Annotated in this window: 9 protein-coding genes and 1 pseudogene; 5 read left to right on the top strand and 5 right to left on the bottom strand. The window is 70.2% G+C overall.

What is annotated here, in order from left to right; all coding sequences use genetic code 11:
• Positions 1 to 2: 2 nt before the first annotated feature.
• Together ACWCQ6_RS13645 and ACWCQ6_RS13640 are read right to left on the bottom strand one after the other, a co-directional pair.
• A complete protein-coding gene (locus ACWCQ6_RS13645) occupies positions 3 to 1,346 on the bottom strand; it encodes a M20/M25/M40 family metallo-hydrolase (protein WP_451088668.1) in 1,344 nt (447 codons plus the stop codon).
• Positions 1,339 to 2,172 carry a M55 family metallopeptidase gene (locus ACWCQ6_RS13640; protein WP_451088666.1) on the bottom strand — a complete coding sequence of 278 codons (834 nt, stop codon included), beginning with the start codon at positions 2,170 to 2,172 and terminating at the stop codon, positions 1,339 to 1,341. Before ACWCQ6_RS13640 ends, ACWCQ6_RS13645 begins: the two co-directional genes overlap by 8 nt.
• A gap of 205 nt (positions 2,173 to 2,377) precedes the next feature.
• On the opposite strand from ACWCQ6_RS13640, the gene ACWCQ6_RS13635 reads away from it, so the two are divergent.
• Genes ACWCQ6_RS13635 through ACWCQ6_RS13625 form a run of 3 tightly spaced genes read left to right on the top strand, consistent with a single transcriptional unit; the run spans position 2,378 to position 4,749 of the window.
• On the top strand, positions 2,378 to 3,322 hold the full coding sequence (locus ACWCQ6_RS13635) for an ABC transporter ATP-binding protein (protein ID WP_451088664.1): 945 nt from the start codon (positions 2,378 to 2,380) through the stop codon (positions 3,320 to 3,322).
• Entirely contained in the window at positions 3,319 to 4,293 is a 975-nt protein-coding gene (locus ACWCQ6_RS13630) for an ABC transporter permease (RefSeq protein WP_451088662.1), read from the top strand. The genes ACWCQ6_RS13635 and ACWCQ6_RS13630 overlap by 4 nt, the downstream gene beginning before the upstream one ends.
• A gap of 45 nt (positions 4,294 to 4,338) precedes the next feature.
• Positions 4,339 to 4,749 (top strand): GntR family transcriptional regulator, encoded by a 411-nt coding sequence (locus ACWCQ6_RS13625; RefSeq protein ID WP_451088660.1) that lies wholly within the window; start codon positions 4,339 to 4,341, stop codon positions 4,747 to 4,749.
• A 126-nt stretch (positions 4,750 to 4,875) separates the two neighbouring features.
• On the opposite strand, the pseudogene ACWCQ6_RS13620 reads toward ACWCQ6_RS13625, so the two are convergent.
• A pseudogene (locus ACWCQ6_RS13620) lies at positions 4,876 to 5,004 on the bottom strand (mycothiol transferase); the annotation flags it as partial.
• A 143-nt stretch (positions 5,005 to 5,147) separates the two neighbouring features.
• Here ACWCQ6_RS13620 and ACWCQ6_RS13615 point away from each other — a divergent pair.
• The gene (locus ACWCQ6_RS13615; protein WP_451088658.1) at positions 5,148 to 8,198 is read left to right on the top strand and encodes an AAA family ATPase; all 3,051 of its coding nucleotides are present in this window, start codon (positions 5,148 to 5,150) and stop codon (positions 8,196 to 8,198) included.
• Between the two features lie 567 nt (positions 8,199 to 8,765).
• On the top strand, positions 8,766 to 12,515 hold the full coding sequence (locus ACWCQ6_RS13610; protein WP_451088656.1) for a S8 family serine peptidase: 3,750 nt from the start codon (positions 8,766 to 8,768) through the stop codon (positions 12,513 to 12,515).
• Between the two features lie 349 nt (positions 12,516 to 12,864).
• Here ACWCQ6_RS13610 and ACWCQ6_RS13605 read toward each other — a convergent pair whose 3' ends face one another.
• On the bottom strand, positions 12,865 to 13,422 hold the full coding sequence (locus ACWCQ6_RS13605) for a DinB family protein (protein ID WP_451088654.1): 558 nt from the start codon (positions 13,420 to 13,422) through the stop codon (positions 12,865 to 12,867).
• Positions 13,423 to 13,633: 211 nt separating this feature from the next.
• Entirely contained in the window at positions 13,634 to 16,105 is a 2,472-nt protein-coding gene (locus tag ACWCQ6_RS13600; RefSeq protein ID WP_451088652.1) for an MFS transporter, read from the bottom strand.
• Between the last annotated feature and the right edge of the window lie 69 nt (positions 16,106 to 16,174).

Raw genomic sequence — 16,174 nt, 5'->3', positions numbered from 1 at the left:
GGTCAGGCAGTACGCAGATAGTGGTCGAGTACGCGAACGCCGAAGTGCAGGGCCTCGACGGGGACGCGTTCGTCGACGCCGTGGAACAGCGCCTGGTAGTCGAAGCCGACGGGCAGTTTCAGCGGTGAGAAGCCGTAACCGGTGATGCCGAGCCGGGAGAACTGCTTGGCGTCCGTGCCGCCCGACATGCAGTACGGCACGACGTGGCCGGCCGGGTCGAAGCGTTCGATCGCGGCGCGCAGCTTGGCGAACGTCGGCGAGTCGGCCGGGGCCTGGAGCGGGACCTCGCGGTGGTGGAACTCCCAGTCGACGTCGGGTCCGGTCAGCCGGTCCAGGGTGGCGTGGAACTCGTCCTCGCCGCCGGGCACCATCCGGCCGTCGATGAAGGCGGTGGCGCGGCCGGGGATCACATTGACCTTGTACCCGGCCTCCAGCATGGTCGGGTTGGAGCTGTTGCGGACGGTCGGTGCGACCAGGTCGGCGGCGGGGCCGAGTTTGCCGAGCAGTTCGTCGACATCGAAGCCGGGGGCGTCGAGGTCGGGGTGGATGCCGTGCAGGGCAGCGATCTCGGTGAGCGCGGCGCGGACCGTCGGGGTGAGCCGGACGGGCCATTCGTGCTCGCCGATCCGGGCGACGGCGGCGGCGAGCGCGCTGACCGCGTTGCGCTTGTTGACCTTGGAGCCGTGCCCGGCCTTGCCGTGCGCGGTGAGCTTCAGCCAGGCGGTGCCGCGCTCGCCCGCGGCGATCGGATAGAGCGGGAGGTCCGGTCCGGCGTGGAAGGTGAAGGCGCCGGATTCGCTGATGCCCTCCGTGCAGCCTTCGAAGAGACCGGCGTGCCGGTCGGCGAGGAAACCGGAGCCGTCGTCGGCGCTGGCCTCCTCGTCGGCGGTGTACGCGATCACGATGTCGCGGCGGGGCCGGACCCCGGCCCGTGCCCAGGCGCGTACGACGGCCAGGACCATCGCGTCCATGTTCTTCATGTCGATGGCGCCGCGCCCCCAGACGACGCCGTCGCGGACCTCGCCGGAGAAGGGGTGCACGGTCCAGTCGGCCGCCTCGGCCGGGACCACGTCGAGGTGGCCGTGGACGAGCAGGGCGTCGGCGGACGGGTCGGTGCCGGGAATCCGGGCGATCACATTGGTGCGTCCGGGGGTCCGCTCCAGCAGGGTGGGTTCCACTCCGGCGGCGGCCAGCCGCTCGGCCACGTACTCGGCGGCCGGGCGCTCGCGGCAGTCGCCGCCGCCGCGGTTGGTGGTGTCGATCCGGATCAGCTCGGAGGTGAACGTCACCGATTCGTCGAGCGCCTGCTGGTCGACGCTCTCCTGGGGGCCGGTCGGCTCAGCCATACTGCTCCTCCACGGCGGACGACACGATCGTCGTCACCGCCTTGAACGTGCGGATACCTTCGTACATCGTCGCGCTGGTGTAGGCGACGCGCCGTTCGCCGCCGGGCGTCACGCCGGGCACGACGGTGGCCGCCTGGGCCAGGTGCTCGGCGTCGAACTCCAGCTCCACGGTGAAGGGGCCGCCCTCCACCGGTGCGTGCCGCACGGCGAGCGCCGTGGCGTCCTTCGCGGCGGCGCGGATGTCCGCCGCGGTACGGGCCGGGGTGCGGCAGACCGCCGCGTACCGCGACACATAGTCCTTGACCGCGACCTTGCGGGCCCGGGGGGCGTACCCCTCGGCGTCCACGCAGGTCAGGTCGTCGCCGGTGACAAGAACGACGGGCACCCCGTACTCGGCCACGACATGCGCGTTGAGCAGCCCCTCGCTCGCGCGGGCACCGTTGAGCCAGACCCCGGTGATGGAGTTCGCCAGATACGTATGGGCGAGGACCCCCTCGGCGCCGGCGCCCGTGTGGTAGCCGACGAAGGCGATGGCGTCGACGTCGCCGTGCTGGATGCCCTCGACCATGGAGAGGGACTTGTGCCGGCCGGTGAGCATCTGGACCCGGTCGTCGAGCCGCTCCAGCAGGAGGTTGCGCATGGACCAGTGGGCCTCGTTGACGAGGACCTCGTCCGCGCCTCCGTCGTAGAAGCCGAGCGCCGCCGCGTTCACGTCCGAGGTGAACATGGCACGGCACCGCTCCCACTGGGCAGTGCCCGGCAGCACATCGGCCGGCCAGGTCACGCCGGTGGCGCCTTCCATGTCGGCGCTGATCAGGATCTTCATGCCGGGCCACGGTACGCGCCCGCGAACCGGCAGGCCAGAGCCACAGAGACGTTCAATGGTCCAGTCCTCCGAAGAGAGTGCGACGCACACCCCGAACAGGCGCATCACGGACATCCGCACGGGGGCCCGGCCGGAGCACCTTGACACTCTCCACTACCCCAGACCATGATTCCATTAATTGAGTAATGGAATTGAGGCGAAGTGCATGGCAGACGCATTCACTCCGGACGGGGCGACCGGCGCATGGGCCCTGGAGGCCCGCGGCCTGGGTAAGCGCTACGGTCGCGGCTGGGCGCTGCGGGACATCTCGTTCCGGTTGCCGGCCGGCCGGATCTGCGGTCTCGTCGGCCCCAACGGAGCAGGGAAGAGCACCCTGCTGGGGATCGCGACCCGTCAGGTGCAGCCCACGGAAGGCGACCTCCGGGTCTTCGGCGTGGCCGTGGACGCCCCCGAGGTGATGCCCAAGTTCGCGTTCCTCGGGCAGGACAAGCCGCTGTTCAAGCGGTTCACCGTGGCCGAGATGCTGCGCATGGGCGCCGAGCTCAACCCCGGCTGGGACATGGCCGCGGCGGAGCGGATCGTACGGTCGGGCCAGGTGCCGATGGATGCCCGCGTGGGCACGCTCTCCGGCGGGCAGCGCACCCGCGTCGCGTTCGCGCTGGCCTTCGGCAAGCGACCCGATCTGCTGCTGCTCGACGAGCCGATGTCCGACCTCGATCCGCTGGCCCGCCACGACATGAGCACCCTGCTGATGTCGGAGGCCGTCGAGCGCGGCACCACGGTGGTGATGTCCTCCCACATGCTCACCGAGCTGGAGGACATGTGCGACTACCTGCTCGTCCTCGCGGACGGCAGGATCCGGATGGCGGGCGACGCGGACGCGCTCGTCCCGGCCCACGCGCTGGTGACCGGGCTCGCCACGGACGGGGACCCGGCCGCCGCGCTGACCCCGCACACCGTGATCGAGTGCCGCGTCCAGGGCCGGCAGTTCCACGCGCTGGTGCGGACGAACGGTTCTCTGTCGGGTGACTGGGTGGTCTCCGAACCCAGCCTGGAGGAGGTACTGCTGGCGCATCTCCGTTCGCCGGACGCGCCCCCGTTGTACACACCCGGTGCCCGCGCCGAGGCCGAAGGGAGCCACACCTCATGAGCACCCCCCTGACCGACGCCCCCCTGACCGGGCGCACCCCGGGGCCCCGCATGCTGCGCGGGCTGAGCTGGCTCGTGGTGCGCCAGCACCGGGCCGCACTGCTCAGCCTGCTCGCAGTGGCCGTCCTCGGCTCCGTCTGGCTCGTCTACGAGCGCAGCCGGATGAAGGACGTCCTGGACGCCGCGGGCTGGCCGGCGAAGGAACTGGCGCAGCCGATGTTCGACTCGGACAGCGTGGGTCTCGTCATCGCCGCGCTGGGCGGACTGCCGCTGATCCTCGCCGTCTTCGTCGGCGCCCCGCTGATCGCGGGAGATCAGGAGCAGGGCACCGCGCAGCTGGTCACCACCCAGTCGGTGTCACGCCTGCGCTGGGTGGCGACGAAGTTCGCCTGGATCTACGCGTCGGTGCTCGTGACCGCCGCGCTGCTCTCGGTGCTGTTCACCTGGTGGTGGAAGCCCTACCGTTCGGTGTTCCCCAGCCAGTGGTCGGACGGGGCGGTGTTCGACAGCACCGGTCCGGTGCTTCCCGCGCTCTGTCTCTTCATGACCGCCGCCGGCATCACCATCGGTGTACTGGTCCGCCGCGTCATCATGTCCATGGCGCTCACCTTCGTCTTCGCCGCGGCCGCCGGGGTCTTCTGGGACATGATGATCGTCCACCTCGCCCCGACCCGCACGATCGCCTACCCGCTCGACGCGGACATGCCCTCGCGGCTGCACGAGTCGCTGGAGGTGGACCGCTGGATCGGTTCCGCCGACGGCCAGCTCTACGGCTGGGGCCTGTGTGCCAAGTCGACCGAGGCGGCCTCCGACGCGTGCGTCAAGGAGCATGGCATCGTCAACAATGTGTACGAGTACCTGGGCTTCGACCAGATGCCGGCCATGCAGTGGACCGGGGCGGGCATCCTGCTCGCGGGTACCGCCGTACTCACCGCGTTCGTGCTGTGGCGGGTGTCCCGTCGCCCCCTCTAGGACCTGTCGGCGCAGGTACACAGGGTCTCGACAGTCGAACGGGAGGTGAAGGCAGTGGTCGTGTTCCGTATCGACCGGCGCAGCGGGGTGGCAACGTACCTCCAGATCGTGCGGCAGGTCGAACAGGCGCTGCTCATGGGTGCCCTGGAGGAGGGTGACCGGCTACCCACGGCCGCTCAGGTCGCGGCCGATACCAAGGTCAATCCGAACACCACCCTCAAGGCGTACCGCGAGCTGGAGCGAGCGGGCCTCGCCGAGGTCCGGCAGGGGGCGGGCACCTTCATCACCCGCTCCCTCGTCCCGCCCCAGGCGGGCGCCGACTCCCCCTTGCGCACGTCGCTCATCGAGTGGCTGGGCCAGGCACGGGCGCAGGGGCTCAGCGGCCAGGAGGCCGACGCCCTGTTCCGGTCGGCCCACGCGGCCGTCTATCCGCCGGATTCGGACATCGCCGGCTGAGGCGCGGCGCCGTATGCACGTGCGCCTCGTACGCCTCGTGGACGAGGAGTGGTCGGTCCCCCGGTGGCGACCGGCAACTCCGCATTGCGGTGCGGGGCAGTCGCCCGTGGCGTCGTCGGTCCGCTCGCGCAGCAGGTCCGCGTGGCCGTTGTGGCGGGCGCACTCCTGGATCACCACCAGGTACACCCGGCGCAGGCTGACGGTCCGGCCGTGGCCGGCGTACACGAAGGTCTCGTCGAGTCCGCGCCTCGCCACGGCGGCGGAGCGGACCGATGTGGGGCTGAGGCAAGTGAGCTGAGGCAAGTGACACGGAGGTCTCTGCCCCCGGGCGGGCGCGATGGCAGCACAACCTCAGCACCGGAACTCCAGAGTGATCGCCTTCCACCACGCCTTTGAACGTGGCCTGTCCCCCTGCCGCCCCGCCTTGTAGCCTCTGGTCATATTGTTCACGGAAGACGACGGTTCGGGCGCGCCGTCGCCTGTCTCCGACAGTGGGGCGAATGTCTACCAGCGATACTGACACACGCGACCTGCCGGCGATCGCATCACCCGGTTTGGTCGGACGCGAGCGCGAACTCGCCGCCTTGAAAGCCGCGTTGTCCGACCCACCGGTGGTCGTGCTGATCGAGGGCGAGGCCGGGATCGGTAAGAGCCTACTGGTTCAGGAGCTACTCGCGGCGCATGCCCCGGCCCTGCAGCGGGTGCTGCTGGCAGCCTGCCCGGCTGTTCGACAGCCTTTTACGCTCGGGCCGGTGGTGGACGCGATCCGACCGGCGACCGAGGACGTCGCCCGGCTCGGCCTGAGCGGACTGGCAGGAGCGCTCCGGCCGTTGTTCCCCGAATGGGCATCGGCGTTGCCGCCCGCACCAGACCCGGCCGAAGACGCAGCAGCGGCACGACACCGGCTGTTCCGGGCCATCGAGGAGATCCTCGAACGGCTCGAGATCGGGTTGCTCGCGGTTGAGGACGTGCACTGGGCGGATGAGGCCACCCTGGAGTTTCTGCTGTTCCTGGCATCACGTCCGCGACAACAGGTCAGTCTGCTGGTGAGCTACCGCCCGGAGGAAATCGCGCCGGACTCTCTGCTGCTGCGGCTGTCGTCGCGGCAACCGGCGGGGGCGGCGAGGCTGCGACTGTCGTTGGAGCCGTTGGATGTCCCCGGGACTGCCGCGATGGTGTCCTCGATGCTGGGTGGGGAACAGGTTGCCGACGAGTTCGCGACCATCCTGCACGACCGGACCGACGGGCTTCCGCTCGCGGTCGAGGAGTCCGTCCGGCTGATGTGGAACCGCGCTGACATGCCCCGGCGGGGTGACTCCTGGGTGCGGCGGCGACTGAGTGAGATCGACGTACCGCCGACGGTGCGGGACGTCGTGCTGGAACGCAGCGCACGGCTCGGCCCTGCGGCGCAGGCCGCGTTGCGCGCGGCCGCCGTACTCGCCGACCCCGCCCCCGAGGACACCGTCGTCGAGGTGATGGCTCCGGAAGGCGATCCGGAGAGCAGGCTGGCGGGCCTGGCGGAGGCAGTGGGTTCGGGGCTGCTGAGGGAGGACCAGCGCGGGCTGGTCTCGTACCGGCACAAGCTGGCGTGCCGCGCGGTGTACGAGGCGATTCCTGTGCCGCAGCGGCGAGCGATACACCTGCGTGCCGCACACGTTCTCGAAGACACCACCCCGTCCCCGGTCGCCCAGCTCGCACGCCACTTCCGGGAGGCCGGCGACACGACGGCGTGGTGCCGGTACACGGAACAGTCTGCCGACCTCGCCCTCGCCTCGGGTGACGATGCGACGGCCGTCACTCTGCTGCACGATCTGCTCACCAACGCCGCCCTGCCGCCCGCCGACGTGGTCCGACTGACCGGCAAGGTTCCGTTCCATCTGCTCAGCGGGCACGAACGCTACCGCGAACTGATGGACGTTCTCCGCCTCGTGCTGGACACCGGCGGGCCGACGCCGAGCGAGGCGGCGGAGATCCGCTTCCACGTCGCCCGGCTGCTGCAGCAGATAGGGGGGTTCGAACAGTCCCGGATCGAGATGGAACGCGCGCTGCCCGACCTCGGGCACGACCCGGCGAAGTCGGTTCGCGCAATGATGTTTCTCGGCCTGCCGTACGGGACGACGACACCGGCGGCCGAACACCTCAGGTGGCTGCGGCGCGTGGCGCAGGTGCCGGTCTCGATCGCGCCGGTGGACCGGCTGAACATCCGGGTCGGACGGGCGAGCGGGCTTTTGCTGCTCGGTGAGGAGGAGGGGTGGGCCGAGGCGGCATTGATCGCCGATGACGCATCGACCACCGCGGAAAGGCAGCAGATCACGGTCGGCCATCTCAACGTCGGGCACATGGCGCTGATCTGGGGGAGGTACCCGGAGGCGAGGCGGGCGCTCACTCTGGCCGCAGAGCTGGCCGACACGTATCACTACCAGAAGCTCCGCAGGATGGGGCAGGTGACACTGGCCCAACTGGACTGGCTCACCGGAGCCTGGGACGGGCTGGCCGACCGGGCCGGATTGCTGGCTGGTGACGAGGAACTCCTGCAGCCGACGAGTCGCCTGGCGCCGGCCATGGTCACCGGCTTGCTGTATGCGGCCCGCGGCGACCACGACAGAGCGGACGAGTGCCTGCGGCTCGTCCTTGAACAGGCGGACCTGCACGGCGGGGCGGAGCACTCCGTCGAACCTGCCGGCGCCCTGGCCAGGATCCGGCTCGGCGCCGGGCGGATCGACGATGCGCTGCAGCTGACCGACGAGCCGATCCGGTTCCTGGAACGCAAGGGCACCTGGATCTGGGCCACCGAACTCGCCCCGGTCCGGGCCGAGGCACTCCTCATGGCCGGCCGCATCGACGAGGCCGGCGACTTGGTCGACGCATTCGCAGCGGGAGTGCGTGATCGCCGCGCACCTGGGCCGCACGCCGCCTTGTCGACCTGCAGGGCGTTCCTGGCCCAGCATCAGGACGATCCCCTCGGCGCCGCCGAACTGTTCGCGCGTACGGCCGACGCGTGGCAGGGCCTTCCGCGGCCCTACGACGCCCTGCTCAGCCGTGAGCGACAGGCCCGCTGTCTGCTACGTGCGGACCAGTCCGATGCAGCTCTCTCCATCCTTACGGAAACCTTCCAGGGGTTGTCCGCCCTCGGCGCTCGTGGCGACGCCGAGCGCGTCATGCACACACTGCGTGCGTCCGGTGTCGGGGTGAAGCGTCCGTCATGGCACGGTGGACGGCGAAGTTACGGCGATCAACTGTCTCCCCGTGAGCTCGACGTGGTCCGGCTGCTCGTCGGAGGCCGGACCAACCGGGAGATCGCCGGTGTCCTCATCCTGTCGCCGAAGACGGTCGCGCGGCACGTGGAGACAGCGATGCGTAAGTTCGAGGTCTCGTCCCGGACGGCACTGGCCGTGAAGGTCGTCGAAGCCGGCGTCGTCGTCGACAGCTCGGCCGGCGCGCACCGTTAGGGCCTGTTCCGAGTTGTCCCGTGGGGGAAGGAACGGCGTTCGGTGCGAGCGCGCGTGCCGGGCGTCGCGACGCCCCGGGCCAACTCAGAACAGGCCTCAGGCGGGTGCGGCAGCAAAATTGGGTCATCTGCCCAGTCGTTAGGTGGCCAGTGCGTGAACAACACTCAGCGTCATGGAATCACTACCTCCGCCTGTCGCCACTCGTCCCCCGCGCCCGTAAAGCTTCTGTCGCACGGTCACATCTGACGGATCGCCTCGACCGGCCCTGATTTCCCGACGAGGCCAGGCTCCGGAACGAACCCCGCAGGCCGACCGACCGGTGCCACTGCCGCAACAGCGGGACGCGTCGTTCACCGCCCGGCGCTGTACCACCGATCCGCCCGAAGCAGCGCTGGCCGGCACCCACCACATTCATCCTCAGCCATTCGGCGCGATGCGCAATCCCCGCAACCGCGCGGTATCCGCGCGCATTCTCCCCTCAGAAAAGGTCATTGCCGCATGAGACAGTCACCACCGGCCGGGGCATCCGGGCTCCCGGCCCACCTGACCACGCCCATACTCCGGCGCTTGCCACACCGCCCACATCGCGCGCTCACGGCGCTGCTGGCCACGGCCTGCGTGGCCGGGACGCTCGGCATCCCCGCCATCGCCGCCGCAGAAACGCCGGCCACCCGGGCGAGCCAGCCGCAGCAGAACGGCCCCGTTGTCGCCACGCACAAGCTCACCCTCGTCACGGGTGAGGTGGTGACGCTGGAGCGCCACGCCAATGGCATGCAGGCGGCGACGGTGGAGCCCGCGGCCGACGGCACCCCGGCGGCGTTCACCACCATGAAGGTGGGCGACGAGGTCTATGTCGTCCCGGACAAGGCGCAGCCCTACCTTGCCGCGAACGAGCTCGACCGTGAGCTGTTCAACGTCACCAAGCTGGTCGAGTACGGCTACGACGACGCGCACCGTTCCGCCGTGCCGCTGATCGCGACCTACGGGGGCGTGCCGGGCAAGGCCGGGAAGGCGCTCGAGAAGGCCGCGCCGGCCGGTTCGGTGAAGAAGGACGAGCTGCCCAGTGCCAACGCGGTGGCGCTGCACGCCGGCAAGAAGAAGGCGGCGACGTTCTGGGAGGCGGTCGACGACGACAGCGCCACTACGGCAAAGGCGCCGAAGCTTGCCGGTGGCATCAAGAAGCTCTGGCTCGACAAGCCGGTGCGCGTCGCTCTGGACCAGAGTGTGCCGCAGATCGGTGCCCCGGAGGCGTGGGCGGCCGGCTATGACGGCACCGGTACCAAGGTGGCCATCCTCGACACCGGTATCGACCCCGACCACCCCGATGTGGCGGGGCGGGTGAAGAAGGCGCAGAACTTCACCGACGACCCCGACGCGGTCGATCACCACGGTCATGGCACGCATGTCGCCTCGACCGTCGCCGGTTCGGGTGCCGCGTCGGGCGGCAGGCTCAAGGGTGTGGCGCCGGGCGCCGACCTGTACATCGGCAAGGTCCTCAACACGGCCGGTTCCGGTACTGAGTCGGGGGTCATCGGCGGCATGGAGTGGGCGGCGGCCCAGGGCGCGGACGTCATCAGTATGAGCCTGGGCGGTTCGGTCCCCAGCGACGGCACCGACCCGATCAGCCAGGCCGTCAACCAGCTCACCGCGTCCTCCGGGTCGCTGTTCGTCATCGCGGCCGGCAACGAGGGCCCGGGCAAGGGGACCGTGAGCTCGCCCGGTGCCGCTCAGGACGCACTGACCGTCGGCGCGGTGTCCAAGCAGGAGCAGCTCGCGAACTTCTCCAGCCGCGGCCCGGTCAAGGAAACCTTCGCGGTCAAGCCGGAGATCACCGCGCCGGGCGTGGGCATCGTCGCCGCCCGCGCCGCCGGCACCACGATGGGCACCCCGGTCGACGCCAACTACACGGCGGCCAACGGCACCTCGATGGCCACCCCGCATGTGTCCGGTGCCGCGGCGATCCTCGTCCAGCGCCACCCCGACTGGTCCGCCGACCGGCTCAAGCAGGTGCTGGTCAGCACCGCCAAGCAGGGCTCGTACAACGCCTACCAGGGCGGTAACGGCCGCGTCGACGTGCCCAAGGCCATCGACGCCACGACGTACTCCAGCCCCGCCGTCGTCAGCATGGGCAAGAAGTCGACCGAGAGCGCGCCGGTCACCAAGACGGTCGACTACGTCAACACCTCCGCGACGGACACCACGCTGTCGCTCCGCCTGTTCAGCGCCGGGGAGACGGCACCCCCGCCGGACGGCATGTTCACGCTCAGCGCCAACAGCGTGACGGTCCCGGCGAACTCCTCCGCCGGCGTGACGGTGACCTACCACCCCGAGCTCGGCGCCGTGGGCGACTACACCGGTGTCATCACCGCCACCGCGGCCGACGGCACCGCGATCCGCACCACCGTCGGCGCCACGAAGGACGTGCCCACCGTCGACCTCACCCTCAACACGATCGACCGGAACGGAGACCCGGCGAACGGCGAACTCGTGGTGTTCGACCTGGACAACGGGGTCGCCCACGAGGTCTTCCCCCAGGGCGGAACCAAGACCGTCGCGGTGCCGCAGGGTCGCTACTCCGTCATGGGCTTGGTGTACACGAAGGACAAGGCCACGGGCCTGGCCGTGAGCAACACGCTCGCCGGTGAGCCCGTCGTGGAACTGACGGCGGACCGGACGATCACGATGGACGCCCGGCTGGGCAAGGAGGTCAAGGTCACGACCCCCAAGGAGTCGCAGTCGAGCCAGTACAAGCTCGGGTACCGCCAGAGCCTCCCCGGCAAGAAGGGGATCGACTACATGAAGGGTACGTCGAGCCTGTTCGCGAAGCACGCCTATGTGGTGCCCACCAAGCCGGTGACGGACGGCACCTTCGAGTTCAACTTCCAGGACCGCAGGTACTCGCCGGTGATCCGGGCGTCCTATGCCGGACAGGGAGGCGCGGTCCCGCTCACGCCGGTGCTCTATGCGGCCCGGTTGTACGGCTCCAGCAAGCTCCAGGCGGTCGACGCCGGCACGGGACGGCCGGAGGACCTGGCCGGCAAGGACCTCGATGGCAAACTCGCGGTCATCACCCGCAATGCCACCTTGAAGGTTGTCGACCAGATCGCCGCAGTGGCGGGTGCCGGCGCGAAGGCAGCGATCGTCGTCAACGACCGGCCCGGCGTCTACGCCACCAGCGTGCCGCGCGTCACCGGCACTGACATCCCGGCCTGGACCCTCACCCAGGACGAGGGCGCGGTGCTCTTCGGCCGGATGGCCGACGGTCCCACGCGGATCAACCTGCAGGGCATCGAGAAGAACCCCTACGCGTACAACATCGCGCTGATGGTTCCCGGTGGAATTCCGGCCGACCCCACCGACGCGGTCACCACGGAGAACTCGGCCGTGGTGAAGGCCCACTACCGCAGCACCAAGGGCACTCTGATCGGTGACACCACCTCGGCGGTCCGCCCGGGAGAAGCCTTCATCACCCAGCTCGTGGACTTCTACGACGCCCCGGCGGACCGGGAGGAGTGGTACTCCACCGGCAGCAAGTGGCCGACGATGAAGGACATGCGGTGGTGGCACACGGTCTACCCGGACCGCAAGGACATCATCACCAGCATGAGAGACCTCATCCGCAACTACAGCCCGGGCGAGCAGCGCGAGGAGACCTGGCTGGGTGCGGCGAACGGCCCGTCCGGACCGGAGAGCACCCTTGCCTTCCGCGACGGTGACAAGGTCACCCTCAACATGCAGGAGATGGGCGACAGCCAGCCCGGACACTACGCCTACTTCCAGGGCGACAACGGCACCACGTCGACGGTGCGGCTCTACCAGGACGACAAACTCCTCAAGGAGCAGGGCTGGTTCACGCTCACGACGCTGCCGGTCAGCCCTGACCCGGCGACCTACCGGATCACCATGGACACCACGCACCCGGAGTGGTTCCCGCTGTCCACCAAGGCCAGCACCGCGTGGACCTTCAAGTCCGCCCGGCCGGCGAACGGCAAGGAGGACCTGGCGCTGCTCTGGCCGAGGTACGGCCTGGACCTGGACGCGGAGAACACCACCCAGGGCGGCGACACCTACGACTTCGACCTGTCGTTCGTCCTCCAGAACGGCGCCACCCCGGACATCGACGGGGTCGAGGTGGAGGCGTCCTCCGACGACGGTGCCACCTGGCAGCCCGCGAAGGTCAAGAGCAAGAGCGACGGCAGCTACAAGGTGTCCGTGAGCAACCCTGCAAAGGGCTACGTGTCCCTGCGCATCAGGGCACAGGACACCAACGGCAGCAAGATCGAGCAAACCCTGATCAAGGCCTACGCCATTCGCTGACCCGCACGGCAACCCTTTCCTCACCGCGCCCCTGGCACAAGGAACGCCCTTGTGCCAGGGGCGCACTCTTCCGGTCGAAAGAGCCCCACACCCCGAACAGGTGCATTTCAGATACCCCGGAGCCCCGGCCCGGGAGGGCCACGGCTTCCCGCTGCTCGCCTCGCTCGCCGAGTGGCTGGACCCGGCACGGTCCCAGGGGCTCAGCGGCGAGGAGGTCACGGCCCTCTTCCGGTCGGCCTACGCGGCGGTGTATCCGTCGGACACCGACAGCCGGCCCCGGCGCGTCCGTCCGGCACGGACGGCTGACGGGCGGTTCCGTGTTCCTCGCCCGAGAAGCGCGGAACCGCGCTCACGGCCAGGCCGGGTAGTCCCCCGTGGCGCCGTCCGTCCGCTCGCGCAACAGGTCGGCGTGGCCGTTGTGGCGGGCGTACTCCTGAATCATCACCAGATACACCCAGCGCAGGCTGACGGTCCGGCCGCGGCCGGCGTACACGAACGTCTCGTCGAGGCCGCGCCCCGCCACAGCGGCCTCGGACGCCTCGACCTCGGCGCGGTACGCGGCGAAATCGCGTTCCGCGTACGCGGCGTCGACGCCGTCGATGCCTTCGTCCCCGTCGTCGGGGCCGGTGAAGACGTCGCCGATCGGCTCACCCGCGAAACTCCGCCGGAACCACCAGCGTTCGATCTCCGCCATGTGCCGGACCAGGCCGAGGAGCGTGAGGTTCGACGGTTCGGCGGCGGTGCGCACCAGTTGCGCCGGGTCGAGTCCGGCACACTTGGTGAGCAGCGTCTCCCGGTGCCATCGGAGCCAGCCTTCCAGCATGGCTCGCTCGTCCGCGGTGTCCGGAGCGTTCAACTGGTCGCCGCCGGCTGTCGTACGTTCGATGCGGGGTGCCGTCCATGTCATGACAGCCATCCTCGCACCGGTCGCGACGCGGTCGGGGTCACACGAGAGGGCCGTGCTCTCCGGGAAGCCCACCACGTTCCGCCGGTTCGTCACCGGCACGGTCGCTCCGCACGCCGCCCGACGGGGCAGGGACGAGACGGTCGCCCGGCCACGTCGTGGGGCCGGGCCTGCCGGTGAGGCCACCGGCAGGCCCGCCGTCCACTCGGAACGGTCAGTCCTCGTGCCCCAGTTGGAGGTCGCGTTCGGTGCGTCCGCCGCCCGCTACCTGGAGGACGGTGGCCACCGGCGGGTACCCGGCCGCGATCACCGTGTACTCGCCGGTGGACAGGTCCACGAACCGGAAGGCCCCGTCGGGCCCGGTGGTGAGCGTGTCGACCACATTGCCCGCCGCGTCCAGGAGGGTGACCCTGGCGTCCTCGACGGGCCGGCCGCCGCTCGCCCGTACGATGCCGCGCAGCACCGCGCCGCCGGCGAGTTCGATGTCCTGCCGGGTCTCCCTGGCCGCCTGCACGCTCACCGGCAGCGCGGCGGGGCGGAAGGCGGGGGCGCTGGCGGCGAGGGTGTACTCGCCCGCCACCAACTCCGTGATCACATAGCCGCCTTCACGGCCGCTTCGGGTGGACGCCACGACCTCGCCGCGGACATCGGTGAGGGTGACGGCGGCATCGCGCACCGGGATGCCGTCGGCGGTCAGGACCGTCCCGGCCAGACGCCCGGCCCCGCCGAGCACCACATCGAGCTCGACGGGCCGTTCGCCGACGGTGACGCTGACGGCCTGCGGCTGGTGTCCACCGGCGGCGGCGATGAGGACGTACGAACCGGCGCCGGGCACGCTCAGCGCGTACCGCCCGTCGTCGCCGCTCGCGCCCCGTCCGACCTGCTGGCCCTGGACGTCGATGAGGGTGAGGGCGGCGCGCGGCACCTTCGTGCCGTCGGGGTGCTGGACGCTGCCGCACACCGGCACGCCCGACAGGTAGACGGGCGGCGGCACGGCGGACTCGGTGGTCGTGGTGGTACGGGCGGCCGGCACGGTCATGGACTCGGCGGCGCTTTCGGGGCTGTGGTGGGACACCAGCGGTTTCTCCTTGAGGAAGAAGGCGAAGAACAGGCCGAGCGCGAGCACCGGCACGAGGTAGAGGAAGATCCGCGGCATCGCGTCGGCGTACGCCTGGACATAGCTGTCGCGCAGCGCGGGCTCCATCGCGTGGACCAGCTGCGGGGTGATCGACTCGGGGTCGGGAAGGTCGGCGCCGGACGGCAGACGGACGGCGAGCGCGTCCGCGAGACGGCCGGCGAAGAGCGTTCCGAAGACGGCGGCGCCGACGCTGCCGCCGATCTGCCGGAAGTAGTTGTTGGCGCTGGTGGCGGAGCCGATGTCGGCGGGCTGGACGGAGTTCTGCACGGCGAGCACCAGCACCGGCATGATCAGCCCGATCCCGATGCCGAGCACTGCCTGCGCGATGCTGTATTCGAGGCGTGGGGTGTCGGTTTCGAGGCGGGAGAGCAGCCACATCCCGACCACCGAGATCGCGCCGCCGGCGATCGGGTGGATGCGGTAGCGGCCGGTGCGGGAGATCAGCTGGCCGGAGACGACGGACGCGATGACGATGCCGCCCATCATCGGGAGCATCAGCAGCCCGGATTCGGTGGCCGTGGCGCCGTCGACCATCTGGAGGAAGGTCGGCAGATAGCTGGCGGCGCCGAACAGCCCCACCCCGACGACCGCCCCGACGAGCGCGGTGACATTGAAGATCGAGTCACGGAACAGCCGCAGCGGGATGATGGGTTCGGCCGCCCGGTGCTCGACGACCAGGAACAGCAGCGTCGTTCCGGCGGCTCCGGCCCCCAGCCCCAGGATGGTGCGCGATCCCCACGCGTACTCCGTACCGCCCCAACTGGTCAGCAGCACCAGGCAGGTGGAGGCGGCCGCGAGCAGCAGCGCGCCGAGGACGTCGAGGCGGGGCCGGACGGTGGGCCTGGGGAGTTTCAGTACGACGGTGATGACGGCGAGCGTGACCAGACCGAAGGGGACGTTGATGTAGAAGCACCAGCGCCACGAGGCGTGGTCGGTGAAGAAGCCGCCGAGCAGCGGGCCCGCCACGGACGCGAGGCCGAACGCGGCACCGATGAGTCCCATGAACCGGCCGCGTTCCCGGGGCGGCACGACGTCCGCGATGATCGCCTGGACCCCGATCATCAGCCCGCCGCCGCCGACGCCCTGGACGGCGCGGAAGGCGATCAGCTCGTCCATGGTGCGGGACCAGCCGGCGAGCGCGGAGCCGATGACGAAGACGACGATGGCGAACTGGAAGACGCCCTTGCGGCCGAAGAGGTCGCCGAGCTTTCCGTAGATCGGCAGTCCGATCGTGGAGGCGAGCAGATACGCGGTGACGGCCCAGGACATCTTCTCCAGGCCGTGCAGCTCGCCGACGATCTTCGGCAGCGCGGTGGCGACGATCATCTGGTCGAGCGCCGCGAGCAGCAGTGTGAGCATCAGCCCGAGGAAGATCAGCCGGATGCGGCGGGGACTGGTCTCCGGTGCGCCGGGCGCGGCGGGGGTATCGGCGTGTGCCGCCTGTGCCGGCTCCGCCTCGGCCGAGCGTGGCGAGGGCGGTGCGGCGGCCACCCGGTCGGTCCCCGTGCCGTCCGGCTCCTCCTCCAACAGAGTGATCCCACCCACCACGTGCCGCTCCCCTCGTCGCGTCTGCGCCGCCCATTTCTTCCATTGCGCGAGAAGGGAGGGCAAACGCGA

The organism is Streptomyces sp. NPDC001880, assembly GCF_053594575.1.
The sequence above is the reverse complement of the archived record's forward strand: the minus strand, read 5'-3'. Positions and strand labels throughout refer to the sequence as shown.

Excerpts from the sequence above, each read along its gene's own strand:
- ACWCQ6_RS13645 (WP_451088668.1), bottom strand. The coding sequence starts at position 1,346 with ATGGCTGAGCCGACCGGCCCCCAGGAGAGCGTCGACCAGCAGGCGCTC.
- ACWCQ6_RS13640 (WP_451088666.1), bottom strand. The coding sequence starts at position 2,172 with ATGAAGATCCTGATCAGCGCCGACATGGAAGGCGCCACCGGCGTGACC.
- ACWCQ6_RS13635 (WP_451088664.1), top strand. The coding sequence starts at position 2,378 with ATGGCAGACGCATTCACTCCGGACGGGGCGACCGGCGCATGGGCCCTG.
- ACWCQ6_RS13630 (WP_451088662.1), top strand. The coding sequence starts at position 3,319 with ATGAGCACCCCCCTGACCGACGCCCCCCTGACCGGGCGCACCCCGGGG.
- ACWCQ6_RS13605 (WP_451088654.1), bottom strand. The coding sequence starts at position 13,422 with ATGACATGGACGGCACCCCGCATCGAACGTACGACAGCCGGCGGCGAC.